Source organism: Streptomyces sp. NBC_01723 (assembly GCF_036246005.1).
GTDB lineage: Bacteria > Actinomycetota > Actinomycetes > Streptomycetales > Streptomycetaceae > Streptomyces.
Genome location: NZ_CP109171.1, coordinates 4674248 through 4687033, shown reverse-complemented (window position 1 = coordinate 4687033; position 12786 = coordinate 4674248). Strand labels below are relative to the sequence as shown.

12 protein-coding genes are annotated in these 12786 nt (G+C 73.2%); 4 read left to right on the top strand and 8 right to left on the bottom strand.

The window, feature by feature from the left end; translation table 11 throughout:
- Positions 1-17: 17 nt before the first annotated feature.
- Complete coding sequence (locus OIE75_RS21735; RefSeq protein WP_329471871.1) at positions 18-1772, bottom strand: serine/threonine-protein kinase; 1755 nt, start codon at positions 1770-1772, stop codon at positions 18-20.
- Positions 1773-1856: 84 nt separating this feature from the next.
- Entirely contained in the window at positions 1857-2705 is an 849-nt protein-coding gene (locus tag OIE75_RS21730) for a menaquinone biosynthetic enzyme MqnA/MqnD family protein (RefSeq protein ID WP_122615625.1), read from the bottom strand.
- Between the two features lie 291 nt (positions 2706-2996).
- Here OIE75_RS21730 and OIE75_RS21725 point away from each other — a divergent pair, with 291 nt between their 5' ends.
- Positions 2997-3200: a cold-shock protein gene (locus tag OIE75_RS21725; protein WP_003974443.1), complete on the top strand. Its 204-nt coding sequence runs from the start codon at positions 2997-2999 to the stop codon at positions 3198-3200.
- Between the two features lie 105 nt (positions 3201-3305).
- Positions 3306-3947, top strand: coding sequence for a class I SAM-dependent methyltransferase (locus tag OIE75_RS21720; RefSeq protein WP_329471869.1), 642 nt, complete (start codon positions 3306-3308; stop codon positions 3945-3947).
- 295 nt (positions 3948-4242) lie between these two features.
- Here the strand turns inward: OIE75_RS21720 and OIE75_RS21715 are convergent, their stop codons facing one another.
- Positions 4243-6171: an AMP-dependent synthetase/ligase gene (locus OIE75_RS21715; protein ID WP_329471868.1), complete on the bottom strand. Its 1929-nt coding sequence runs from the start codon at positions 6169-6171 to the stop codon at positions 4243-4245.
- A gap of 223 nt (positions 6172-6394) precedes the next feature.
- Entirely contained in the window at positions 6395-7681 is a 1287-nt protein-coding gene (locus OIE75_RS21710) for an acetyl-CoA C-acetyltransferase (protein WP_307014367.1), read from the bottom strand.
- 98 nt (positions 7682-7779) lie between these two features.
- Between OIE75_RS21710 and OIE75_RS21705 the strand changes: the two genes are divergently transcribed.
- Both OIE75_RS21705 and OIE75_RS21700 read left to right on the top strand, forming a co-directional pair.
- Positions 7780-9081 (top strand): 3-oxoacyl-ACP reductase, encoded by a 1302-nt coding sequence (locus OIE75_RS21705; RefSeq protein WP_307014365.1) that lies wholly within the window; start codon positions 7780-7782, stop codon positions 9079-9081.
- Positions 9081-9980, top strand: a complete 900-nt coding sequence (locus tag OIE75_RS21700) for a MaoC/PaaZ C-terminal domain-containing protein (RefSeq protein ID WP_329471867.1) — start codon at positions 9081-9083, stop codon at positions 9978-9980. Before OIE75_RS21705 ends, OIE75_RS21700 begins: the two co-directional genes overlap by 1 nt.
- On the opposite strand, the gene OIE75_RS21695 is transcribed toward OIE75_RS21700, so the two are convergent.
- From OIE75_RS21695 to OIE75_RS21680, 4 genes are all read right to left on the bottom strand, one after another.
- Positions 9965-10642, bottom strand: a complete 678-nt coding sequence (locus tag OIE75_RS21695; RefSeq protein WP_329471866.1) for a TetR/AcrR family transcriptional regulator — start codon at positions 10640-10642, stop codon at positions 9965-9967. The genes OIE75_RS21700 and OIE75_RS21695 overlap by 16 nt on opposite strands.
- A 140-nt stretch (positions 10643-10782) precedes the next feature.
- On the bottom strand, positions 10783-12123 hold the full coding sequence (locus OIE75_RS21690; protein WP_307014359.1) for a dicarboxylate/amino acid:cation symporter: 1341 nt from the start codon (positions 12121-12123) through the stop codon (positions 10783-10785).
- A gap of 72 nt (positions 12124-12195) precedes the next feature.
- Entirely contained in the window at positions 12196-12297 is a 102-nt protein-coding gene (locus tag OIE75_RS21685; RefSeq protein ID WP_312023977.1) for a putative leader peptide, read from the bottom strand.
- A 141-nt stretch (positions 12298-12438) separates the two neighbouring features.
- Complete coding sequence (locus OIE75_RS21680) at positions 12439-12750, bottom strand: DUF4229 domain-containing protein (RefSeq protein WP_307014358.1); 312 nt, start codon at positions 12748-12750, stop codon at positions 12439-12441.
- Positions 12751-12786: the final 36 nt, after the last annotated feature.

The window sequence follows — 12786 nt, the reverse complement described above, 5'->3', positions numbered from 1 at the left end:
GCGGAGGGCGGACGCGGTTACCCGACCTTCGACAACCGCGCCTTCGGCCGCCCCGAGTCCTCGCTGTCGGACTCGTACCGGAGGTCGTCGCCGACCGGGGTGAGGAGCACGGTGTGGCGGGCCTGGTTGCAGACGTCGCGGTTGCCCTCGGCGCCCACGGCGCTCGCGACGACCTGCTTCTCGGTCACCTTCTTCAGGGTCAGTACGTCGTCGCAGGTGCCGCCGAAGAGGTCGGTGTGGCGCAGGGTGCCCAGCCGGGCGCCGACCGCGGCCTCGCGGACGGTCAGGCGGAAGGTGCCGAGGGGCAGGTTGCCCTCGACCGCGACGGCCTGGCCCTCCCAGGTGCCCAGGTAGCGGCCGGGGACGGGCCGGCCGCCCCCGTCGGAACCGGGCTCCGACGGCGCGGTCGCCGACGGGTTGCGGCCGCCGTCGTCGGCGTTGTCGTCGCTGCCGCCGCCCGGCAGCAGTTCGAGGACGAAGACCGATCCGACCGTCACCGCGGCCATCGCACCGGCCACCGCGAGGGCCACCGTGCAGCTGATCCGGCGGCCGCGCCGCCCCTCGCCCTCCCGGGTGGAGGTGGCCGCGACGGAGACGGACAGCTTGCCGGGTGCGGGAGACGGAGGGCGGTCACCGTCGCGCGGCCCCGGCACGTTCGCCGCCGGGGCCGAAGGCGCCACCGTCGGCGTGGGCATCACCGGCGCCGGCCCGAAGACGCCGGGGTCCGCCGCGCCGCCGTCCGCGCCCGCCGCACCGCCGCTCGCACCCGCCGCACCGCCGCTCGCGTCCCCCGCACCGCCGCTCGCGTCCGGCGCTCCGACCGACGGGCTGCTGAAGCCGACGGGCCCCGACACCGGCCCCGGCTTCGACGCGTCCGCCGCCTCCAGGTTCAGCAGCTGTACGGCGCTCCGGCTGACCCGCTCCACCAGCGCCCCGGGCAGCCAGCCGCCGGTCACCAGGCGGGCCGCGCCCTCGGGGGCCAGGCGCCGGGCGACCTCGACGGGGGCCGGGCGGGCGGCCGGGTCCTTGGCCAGGCAGGCCGCGACCAGGTCACGCAGGTCCCCGTCCAGGTCGTCGAGCCGCGGCTCCTCGTGGACGACCTTGTAGAGCAGCGCGGCCGAGGAGTCCCCCGGGAAGGGCGGCGTGCCCGTCGCCGCGAACGCGAGGACGGCACCCAGCGAGAACACGTCCGCCGCGCCCGTCACGCCCTTGCCGAGGATCTGCTCGGGCGACATGTAGCCGGGCGAGCCGACCGAGACGCCGGTCGAGGTCAGGGAGGCGGTGCCGTCGGTCGCCCGGGCGATGCCGAAGTCGATCAGGAGGGGGCCGTCGAGGGTGAGGAGGACGTTGGAGGGCTTCACGTCCCGGTGGACGAGGCCCAGTTCGTGCACCGCGGTCAGCGCCTCGCCCAGGCCCGCGCCGAGCGCCCGTACCGAGTGGACGGGCAGCGGGCCGCCGTCCGCGACGGCCGCCGTGAGGGACGGACCGGCGGCGTAGGCCGTGGCGACCCACGGCACCCGGGCCTCGGGGTCCGCGTCCAGTACGGGCGCGGTCCAGGCGCCGCCGACCCTGCGCGCGGCGTCCACCTCGCGCCGGAACCGGGCCCGGAACTCCTCGTCCAGCGCGAAGTGCGGGTGCACGATCTTGACGGCGACCGTGCGGCCACCGGCGCTGCGGCCCAGGTAGACCCGGCCCATGCCGCCGGACCCCAGCCGGCCGAGCAGCCGGTAGGGCCCCACGGCGGTGGGCTCGTCGACTTCGAGCGGCCGCATGGCGTCCACCCCTCCCCCGTCAGCAGGTACGCCAGTCCCTGGGAGCAGGGTAGTGGGCGGCCCCCGCGCGGGGTCCGGCGCGGATCAGGGGCGCAGCAGCTCCACGTTCACGTCCGCCGGGAAGCCCGTGGTGGGACCGACCCGGCGGGCGAACTCGGTGACCGCCTCCAGCTGCGGGGCGCCGAAGCGGAAGTCGAGGGTGGTGAAGTACTTCGCGAGGGTCTCCTCGTCGAAGGCCTCCCAGCGGGCCGCCTGCTCGGCGACCTTGTCGACCTCCTCCAGGGAGAGGTTGCGGGAGGCGAGGAACGCCTCGTGCACCTTGCGGGTGAGCACCGGCTCCCGCTCCGCGTAGTCCCGGCGCGCCGCCCAGACCGCGAAGACGAACGGCAGGCCGGTCCACTCCTTCCACAGCGCGCCGAGGTCGTGCACGTCGAGGCCGTAGCGCGGGCCGTCGATCATGTTGGCGCGCAGGGCCGCGTCACCGATCAGGACGGCCGCGTCCGCCTCCTGCATCATCAGGCTCAGGTCGGGCGGGCACGTGTAGTAGTCGGGCTGGACGCCGAAGCGCTCGGCGAGCAGGAGCTGGGCGAGGCGTACGGAGGTGCGCGAGGTCGAGCCGAGGGCGACCCGGGCACCGTCCAGGCGGTCCAGCGGGACCTGCGAGACGATCACGCAGGACATCACCGGTCCGTCGCACCCGACAGCGATGTCGGGGAAGGCGACGAGGTCGTCGGCGTTCTTGAGGAATTCGACCAGGGTGACGGGGCCGATGTCGAGATCACCGCGCACCAGCTGCTCGCTGAGCTTCTCCGGGGTGTCCTTCGTCAGCTCGAAGTCGAGGAGCGTGCCTGTTCTCGCGAGCCCCCAGTACAGGGGCAGGCAGTTCAGGAACTGGATGTGGCCGACGCGCGGCCGGGTGCGAGAATTGTCCACATCGCGAGGCTAGACCTCCCCCCGGATCCGTCCGCCGCCGCCCCCCGGCGTCAGCCGAACGGCGGAGGTGTTCAAACGTCCGGGTGAAGTGATCTTGACCTCTGTTGCGCTGGGGTGGCCGCGTGCTAGGCTCACAGCAAGTTGCAGTTTGGTTTCCCTTGCAGTACAGAGCCTGCGGAGCATGTGACCGCGGGCTCTCGTCGTTCTCAGACGTATGCAGTTGTGCGGAATTTCCGTCTTCACATTTGCTGGTTCTGGAGCAGGGCAACCCTTTGGGCCCAAGGAGGGCTTATGGCTACCGGAACCGTGAAGTGGTTCAACGCCGAAAAGGGCTTTGGTTTCATCGCCCAGGAAGGCGGCGGCCCGGACGTCTTCGTCCACTACTCCGCGATCAACGCTCAGGGATTCCGTTCCCTCGAGGAGAACCAGCAGGTGTCCTTCGACGTCACGCAGGGTCCGAAGGGCCCGCAGGCGGAGAACGTCACTCCTGTCTGATTGACAGCAGTACCCAAGGAGCCCCGCGCCGTCTCGGCGACGGGGCTCCTGCCCTTTCCCGGGCCGACCGGGGCGGCTGTCAGTGCCCGCCACTAGGGTCCCGCCATGACTGACGCCGCCTTCGTGACCACCACCCGGACGTTCTACGACGCCATCGCCGAGGACTACGCGGACCACCACCGCTCCACCGGCGCCGGCACCGCGCTCGACCGCGCCCTCATGGCCGCCTTCGCCGAGCTGGTGGGGCCGGACGGGCAGGTGGCCGACCTCGGCTGCGGGCCCGGTCGTGTCACCGCACACCTCGCCTCGCTGGGCCTGCGGGTCTTCGGCCTGGACCTGTCCGCGTCCATGCTCGCGATCGCGCGCCGGGAGAACCCGGGGCTGCGGTTCGAGCAGGGTTCGATGCTGGAGCTGGACCTGCCCGACGGCGCCCTCGCGGGGGCCGTCTCCTGGTACTCGTCGATCCACACCCCGGCCGAGCGGCTGCCGGACCTCTTCGGGGAGATCCGGCGCGTGCTGGCCCCGGGCGGGCATCTGCTGCTCGGCTTCCAGGTCGGCGACGAGCCGAGCCTGCTCGACCGCCCGTTCGGCCGCCCGGTCGCCCTGGAGTTCGAGCGGCGGCAGCCGGAGGCGATGGCCGGGCTGCTGGAGCGGGCCGGGTTCACCGTGCTGTCGCGGACCGTGCGCGTACAGGAGGCGGACACCTCCGCGAAGGTCCCGCAGGCCTGCCTGATCGCCCGCCGCTAGGGCCCGTCCGGCGGGTCAGGTCGCAGGAAAGTGGCGGCGCCTGATCAGCGCAGGTGAGCGGGGGCTGGTGCGTCCAGCTGCAAGGCGGAGGAGGGCGACAACGCGATGGGGATCCCCCCGCGCATGGGGATCCCCCCCCCGCGCATGGGGGTCCCCCCGCTCGAGCGAAGCCGAGCGTGGGGGAGAAGCCGAGCGTGGGGGAGTTGGCAACCGACGGCAACGCCGCAGAGGGGCGGGCCAGACCCCGCGTCTGCGGCATGATCCGCCATGACAGGCCCTAGGGCGGACGCGCGGCCTACGTGTCGTACAGCCCCTCCACCGCGCCCGCGAAGTCCCGCATGATCACCTCTCGGCGCAGCTTCATCGAGGGGGTCAGGTGGCCCTCCCACTCCGTGAAGTCCCTCGGCAGGACGGCGAAGCGGCGGATGGACTCCGGGCGGGAGACCAGCTTGTTGGCCTCGTCGACCGCGCGCTGGAGGACCGCCAGGACCTCCTCGTCGTCGGTGAGCAGCTCCGGCGGCACCGGGTGCTTGCCGTTCATGCGGCGCCAGTGGGTCACACCGTCGGGGTCGAGGGTGAACAGGGCGGAGACGTAGGGGCGGCGGTCGCCCAGGACGATGCACTGGGAGATGAGGGGGTGGGAGCGCAGCCAGTTCTCCAGCGGGGCGGGGGCCACGCTCTTGCCGCCCGCGGTGATCAGCAGTTCCTTCTTGCGGCCGGTGATCGTCAGGTAGCCCTCGTCGTCCAGGCTGCCGATGTCGCCGGTGGCGAACCAGCCGTCGGGCGCGGCCGGGACGACGCCACCCGCCTGGGGGTCCCAGTAGCCGTGCAGGACCTGCTCGCCGGCGACGAGGATCTCGCCGTCGGCGGCGATGCGGACACGGGTGCCGGGCAGCGGCCAGCCGACCGTGCCGAGGCGCGGCTTGAGCGGGGGCGTGACGGTGGCCGCGGCCGTGGTCTCGGTGAGGCCGTAGCCCTCGAAGATCTCGATGCCGGCGCCGGCGTAGAAGGCGGCGAGGCGGCGGCCGAGCGGGGAGCCGCCGCAGACGGCGTACTTGACCTGGCCGCCCATGGCGCCCCGGATCTTGCGGTAGACGAGGGGGTCGTAGAAGGCGCGGGCGGTCTTCAGGCCGCGGCCGGGGCCGCCGCCCGTGCCGGTCTGGTGGGCCTCCCGGGCCTCGCCGTAGCGCACGGCCACCGAGGCGGCGCGGTCGAAGGCGGAGGCCCGGCCGCCGGACTCGGCCTTGGCGCGGGCGCTGTTGTAGATCTTCTCCAGCATGTACGGGATGGTCAGCAGGCAGGTCGGGCGGAAGGCGGCGAGGTCGGGGAGCAGGTCCTCCGGCTTCAGGCTCGGGGCGTGGCCGAGGCGGACCCGGGCGCGGACGCAGGCGACGGCGACCATGCGGCCGAAGACGTGGGACATCGGCAGGAAGAGCAGGATCGAGGGCTCCTCGCCGGTCTCCGCCTTGAAGACGGGGTAGAGCAGCTCGATCGCGTTGTCCACCTCGGCGAAGAAGTTGCCGTGGGTGAGCACACAGCCCTTGGGGCGGCCGGTGGTGCCGGAGGTGTAGATGAGGGTGGCGAGGGTGCTGGGACCCAGCATGCCGCGCCGTACCTCGACCTCCGCGTCCGGCACCCGCGCGCCCAGCTCCGCCAGCCGCTCCACGTGTCCCTTCTCCATGACCCACAGGTGCTGGAGATCGGGGATGCGGTCCAGCTCGGGGCCGAGGGCCGCGGCCTGCGCGGTGGTCTCGGTGACGAGGGTGACCGCGCCGGAGTCCTGGAGGATCCAGCGGGTCTGGAAGAGGGAGGAGGTCGGGTAGACGGGGACGGTGACCAGGCCGGCCGCCCACGCGGCGAAGTCCAGCAGTGTCCACTCGTACGTCGTCCGCGCCATGATCGCGATGCGGTCGCCCGGCATCAGGCCCTCCGCGATCATGCCCTTGGCCACGGCGTGCACCTGGTCGGCGAAGTCCGCCGCCGTCACGTCGGACCAGTCGCCGTCCGCGGAGCGGCGGCTGAGGACGACCTGGCCGGGGACGGCCGCCGCGTTGTCGAAGGGCAGGTCGGCGAGGGACCCGCGGCGCACCGGCGGGGCGAACGGCGGTACGTAGGCCTCCCGTACGGCGCCGTCCAGCCGCCGCGTCTCGGGCGCCACCAGGGTGGGGCCGGGCGAGTCGGCGTAGGCGGCGGATGCGGCGAAGGAGGGAAGCGGGGTGGACACGGGCGGCTCCTGGGACGTGCAGCGGCGACACCGCTCTGCGGTCGGTGCTCTGCTGCATGACGTACGTGCCTCGCGCGCCGAGGCGTTCATCGCCGGTACCGGGCAGACGGGGTTACCGGCGGTCAGTCTCGGGATCGTACGGGGCTCGCGTGGGGAGTTGGTGCGTGTTCGGGGATGGTCCGGCGCCGGGGGTGTGCAGTCTCGGGGGTTACCTGCGGGTAGGTCACGTTCGTTCAAGAATGGCCGTCACGCCCTGGCCGCCCGCCGCGCAGACCGAGATCAGTCCGCGCCCCGGGCCCTCCCGTTCGGCGAGCAGGGTGGCCAGGGTCGCCACGACGCGGGCGCCGGTCGCGGCGAAGGGGTGGCCGGTGGCGAGGGAGGAGCCGGCCGCGTTCAGCCGGGCCCGGTCGACCGGGGCCAGCCCGCGTTTCTCCCAGGCCGCCAGCGTGGCCAGCACCTGGGACGCGAACGCCTCGTGGATCTCGACGAGGTCGAAGTCCTCGATGCCCAGCCCCGCGCGCTCCAGCATGCGCGGGACCGCGTACGCCGGGGCCATCAGCAGCCCGTCCTCGCCGCCGGCCGCGTCGCCGCCGACGAAGTCCACGGCCGCCGTCTCGTACGCCGTCAGATACGCCAGCGGTTCGAGACCCCGGGCCTCGGCCCACTCCTCGCTCGCCAGCAGCACGGTGGCCGCACCGTCGGTCAGCGGCGTGGAGTTGCCCGCCGTCATGGTCGGTTCGGCGCCGGAGAGTCCGAACACGGGCTTCAGCGCGGCCAGTTTCTCCACCGTCGAGCCCGGACGCAGGTTCTGGTCGCGGGCCAGGCCGCGGAAGGGGACCACGAGGTCCCGGAAGAGGCCGCGTTCGTAGGCGGCCGCCAGTCGCCGGTGGCTGGTCGCGGCGAGTTCGTCCTGGTCCTCGCGGGCGATGCCCCAGGCCCGGGCGGTGACCGCGGCGTGCTCGCCCATCGACAGGCCGGTGCGCGGCTCGGCGTTGCGCGGGATGTCGGGAACCAGGTGGCCGGGGCGGATCTTCGCCAGCGCCTTCGCCCGGCCGCCGAGGGACTTCGCGCGGCGGGCCTCCAACAGGATGCGGCGCAGGCGGTCGTTGACGCCGAGCGGGGCGTCGCTCGCCGTGTCCGCGCCGCCCGCGATCGCCGACTCGGTCTGCCCGAGGGCGATCTTGTTGGCGGCGGCGATCACGGCCTGGAGCCCGGTGCCGCAGGCCTGCTGGATGTCGTACGCGGGGGTGCGCGGGTCGAGCGCCGAGCCGAGGAGCGTCTCCCGGGCCAGGTTGAAGTCGCGGCTGTGCTTGAGGACCGCGCCGGCCACGAACTCGCCGACGGCGCCGGGCTCCTGGAGGCCGTAGCGGGCGACCAGGCCGTCGAGGGCCGCGGTGAGCATCTCCTGGTTGGACGCGGTGGCGTAGGGCCCGTCGGAGCGGGCGAAGGGGACGCGGGCGCCGCCGATGACCGCGACGCGGCGCGTGGACTGCGCTGCCAGAGGGCTCATCTCGACCTGCTCCTCACCCGTGACGTAGGCTTACCTCCGGTAACCTTACTCCAGAGTAAGCACATGTGGATATGACCGAGGGCTTGGGGAGACAGGACATGGCCGACCGCTATCTCAGCTTCACCGGCACCGCGCCCGGCCGCTTCCTCACCCGGCGGCTGGGGCTGCCGCAACCCGCCGCGCTGGAACGCGGCGCGTTCTCCGGCGGCCTGCTGCACCTCACCGCCGGCAAGACCGACCTCGACCTCGCGCCCGCCCTCGCCCGCACCGGCCTCGGCCCGGACGCCACCGGACGCCCCGCCGCCGTCGTCCTCGACGCCACCGGAGTCCGGGACGTCGACGCGCTCGCCGAGGTGCACGCCGCGCTGCACCCCGTCGTACGGTCCGTCGCGACGAGCGGACGGGTGGTGGTGCTCGGCACGCCGCCCGACCCGGCCGACCACCACCAGGCCGCCGCCCAGCAGGCGCTGGAGGGCTTCACCCGCTCGCTCGGCAAGGAGATCGGGCGGGGCAGGACGGTCAACCTCGTCCGGCTCACCGACGCCGCCCGCGCCGACGCCGCCGAGTCCACCCTCCGCTTCCTCCTCTCCCCCGCCTCCGCCTACGTCAGCGGCCAAGTGGTCGAGGTGGGGCCCGCCTCCGGGACGGCCGCCCCGGACGACTGGGAACTGCCGCTGGCCGGACGCACCGCGCTCGTCACCGGCGCCGCCCGCGGGATCGGCGCCGCCGTCGCCCGGACACTGGCCGGACAGGGCGCCCAGGTCGTCGTCCTCGACGTACCGCAGGCCGAGGACGAGGCACGCCGGGCCGCGGAACGCCTCGGCGGCACCGCCCTCGCGCTCGACATCACGGCCGGCGACGCGGGCGAGCGCATCGCCGCCGCCGTGCCCGGCGGGCTCGACGTCCTCGTCCACAACGCCGGGATCACCCGCGACCGGCGCCTGGCCAACATGCCCGCCGACCGCTGGAGTTCCGTCCTCGACGTCAACCTCGCGAGCGTCCTGCGCACCACGGACGCGCTGCTCGCCGCGGGCGCGGTCAACCGGGGCGGGCGGATCGTGGCGACGGCCTCCATCGCCGGGCTCGCGGGCAACGCGGGCCAGACCAACTACGGCGCCAGCAAGGCGGGGATCGTCGGCCTGGTCCGCTCGCTCGCGCCGCGCGCGCTGGCCGGGCACGGGGTGACGGTGAACGCGGTGGCGCCGGGATTCATCGAGACGAGGATGACCGCGGCCGTCCCGCTCTTCATCCGCGAGGCGGGCCGGCGCATGAACTCCCTCGCCCAGGGCGGCCTGCCGGACGACGTCGCCCAGACCACCGCCTGGCTCGCCCACCCGGCCTCCGGCGCGGTCAACGGCCAGGTCGTCCGGGTCTGCGGCCAGAGCCTGCTGGGGGCGTGATGACCACCGCGAACCCCACGACCACCACCCTGACCGGGCCGCCCGCCCTCGCGCCGCTGCTCGCCCGCGGTGCCCTGCTGTCGCCCCTCAAGCGGCCCCGCCCGGACGCGGACTTCCCCCGCACCCGGCTGGTCCTGCCCGGCCTGCGCGTGGACCTGGCGCGGCTGGCGGCGTACGAGCGGGTGTGCGGCTTTCCCACCGGGGCGGACGCGCTTCCGGTGACGTATCCGCACGTCCTGGGCTTCCCGTCGGCCATGCGCCTGATGAGCGGCCGGGACTTCCCGCTCCCGCTGCTCGGGCTCGTCCACACGTCGATCGCCCTCACCCGGTACGCCGCCATGCCCGCGACCGCCGCGTACGAACTCATCACGTACGTCGAGGGCCTGGCACCGCACCGCCGCGGCACCGAGGCCACGGTGGCGACGGAGGTGCGGGCCGACGGGGAGGTGGTGTGGGAGTCACGCAGCACGTACCTGGCCCGGCACCGGAGTGCGAAGCCCTCCGGCCCGGAACACGGGCCGCCCACGCCGGCCTCCGACCCCGGGATCGCGCCCCACCCCGCGCCTCTGCCCACCCGCCGCGAGTGGCGCCTCGCCGGTGACGTCGGACGGCGCTACGGTGCCGCCTCCGGGGACCGCAACCCCATCCACCTCCACCCCCTCACCGCTCGCCTCTTCGGCTTCCCCCGGGCCATCGCGCACGGCATGTGGACCGTGGCCCGCTGTCTCGCCGAGCACGGGACACCGGACGCGGCGGCGGTGCGGGCGGAGTTCCGGGCGCCCGTGCTGCTGCCGGGGACCGTGTCGTACGGGGCCGAGGGAGGCCGGTTCGAGCTGCGCGGTGACTCGGGGCGACGGCTGCACCTGTCCGGCGAGGCGGGGCCCTACCCGGCGGCCTGAGCCAGCGGCTCCGGTCCGGCGTCCTCGGGCTCGGACCAGGGGCGGCCCGCCATCAGGTCGCCCAGGCCCGCCCAGGCGAAGTTCATCAGGGTCGCCGCCGCCTGCCTCGCGGTGACGCCCTCGGTGGCGCCCGCCCAGTCGGCGAGCGACTCGGCCGCGCCTACCAGCGCCTCGGCGAGCCCCGCGACCTCGCCCTCGGGCAGATGCGGATCGCGGTGCGCGTCCCGCGCCGCCGCCGCGATGAGCTGCGTCACGAACGCGACGATCTCCTCGCGCATCGCCGCCACCTCGGCCGCGAACCGCTCACCGTGGGTACGGGCGTGCAGATGCAGCACCCGCCACGCGTCCGGGTACCGCGCGGTGTGCGTGAAGAACGCCCGCAGCCCCGACCACAGTTGCCCGTCCGCGGACAGCCCCGGACGCACGCCGGCCCGGACCGCCTCGGCGAGGGCCCGGGCCTCGCGCCGGATGCACGCGGTGAACAGGTCGTCCTTCGAGTTCAGGTACAGGTACACCAGCGGCTTGGAGACACCCGCCAGTTCGGCGATCTCGTCCATCGACGCCGCCATGTACCCGCGCTGTCCGAAGACGCGCACGGCGGCGTCCAGCATCTGCTGCTCACGCACCGCACGCGGCATCCGCTTGGTCTTCCCGGCACCCATGCGCATCAGCGTACGGTCCGCGCGGCGGTGATCAGGACGCCACCGCCGCGCGCTCGGCGCGGTCGAGCTCGCACGGCACGACAGAAGACGCCCCGCGCCGGGTGCCGGCGCGGGGCGTCTTCTGTCGGGTCGGCCGGTGCTCAGGCGGCGGCCGGGACCGGCTCCGGGGCCTGCTTCTCGCGCTCCGGCTCGTCGATCGGCGAGGCGTGCGCCTCGTCGTAGGCCTTGCGGTCGAGGATGCCCTCGCGGGCCGAGACGATGACCGGGATCAGCGCCTGTCCGGCGACGTTCGTCGCGGTGCGCATCATGTCCAGGATCGGGTCGATGGCGAGGAGCAGGCCGACGCCCTCCATGGGCAGGCCCAGGGTGGAGAGGGTCAGCGTCAGCATGACCGTCGCGCCGGTGAGGCCCGCCGTGGCGGCGGAGCCGACCACCGAGACGAAGGCGATCAGCAGGTAGTCGCCGATGCCGAGCTGGATGTCGAAGATCTGCGCGACGAAGATCGCGGCGATCGCCGGGTAGATCGCGGCGCAGCCGTCCATCTTGGTCGTCGCGCCGAACGGCACGGCGAAGGACGCGTACTCCTTCGGGACGCCGAGGCGCTCGGTGACCTTCTGGGTCAGCGGCATGGTGCCGACCGAGGAGCGGGAGACGAAGGCCAGCTGGATCGCGGGCCAGGCGCCCTTGAAGAACTGGATCGGGCTGGCCTTGGCGACGGTGGCGAGCAGCGTCGGGTAGACCACGAACATCACGATGGCGCAGCCGACGTAGATGTCGGCGGTGAAGGTGGCGTACTTGCCGATCAGGTCCCAGCCGTAGGTGGCGATGGCGTTGCCGATGAGGCCGACGGTGCCGAGCGGGGCGAGGCGGATGACCCACCACAGGGCCTTCTGGAGGAGTTCGAGGATCGACTCGCTCAGGTTCAGGATCGGCTGGGCCTTCTCGCCGAGCTGGAGGGCGGCGATGCCGGCGACGGCGGCCATGAAGACGATCTGCAGGACGTTCAGCTCGGTGAAGGGCGTGATGACGTCGGTGGGCACGATGCCGGTCAGGAAGTCGATCCAGGAACCGGTGTGCTCGGGCTTGGCGCCGTCCGCCGGGGTGAGGCCGGTGCCGGCGCCCGGGTTGGTGACCAGGCCGATGACGAGACCGATGGCCACCGCGATCAGCGAGGTGATCATGAACCAGAGGAGGGTGCGGGACGCCAGGCGGGCCGCGTTGTTGACCTTCCGCAGGTTGGTGATCGACACCAGGATCGCGAAGAAGACGAGCGGTGCGACGGCCAGCTTCAGCAGGCCGATGAAGGTGTCACCGACCTTCTCCAGGGTGGTGACCAGCCAGGATATGTCCTGGCTGCGGGCCAGCCAGCCGAGCAGGACGCCGAGCACGAGGCCGGCGAGTATCTGGGCCCAGAAGGGCACCTTGAAGTACTTCGTGACCGAGGACACGGAAGACTTTGAAGTCTCTGAAGACACGGACATGCTCCGTAGGGGGACGGGACGCGGGGACGGACGCGCTGGACTGACGTGGAGAACGACGGATGGGGGAGAACGTCAGGGGCGACAGTTCGCGGACGCGCACCGACAGAGGTCCACGTGCAGGCGCGCCACGAGCCCGAGGCTCGGCGGTGTGGCGGGCGCGGCTGCTTGCTTCATGCACACGACTTTAACACCCATGCTTTGGGACACTCAAAGCCTATCTTTGAGAGGCTGGAGTCCACTATCGCCCGCAAAACGCAAAGCGCCCCGGTTTCCTGTGAATCAGGAAACCGGGGCGTGCGCGTGGTGTGACGGACGTTACGAGGTCTGCTCCCGCGTCCGCGCCTGCGCCCGTGCGGAGTCGTCGGCGAGGTCCTCCTGACCGCGGTTGGCCTCCAGGTTGGCCTTCATGCGGTCCACTCGGCCGACGACCTGCACGGAGGCCCGGTCCCGCTCCTTGCGCAGCGCGACGTAGCTGATGGGGGCCGAGATCAGCAGGGCGAGCAGGACGACCCACATGCCGTTGGAGTCACCGAGGCCGCGCGGGAGCGCGCCGGCGTAGACGAGGCCCCAGACGACCACGAGGCAGGCCACGAAGATCCCGAGCCGCATCAGCGTGTACCGGAGCATCTCAATCCACTCTTCCGTTTCTGGCACAAGAGGCAC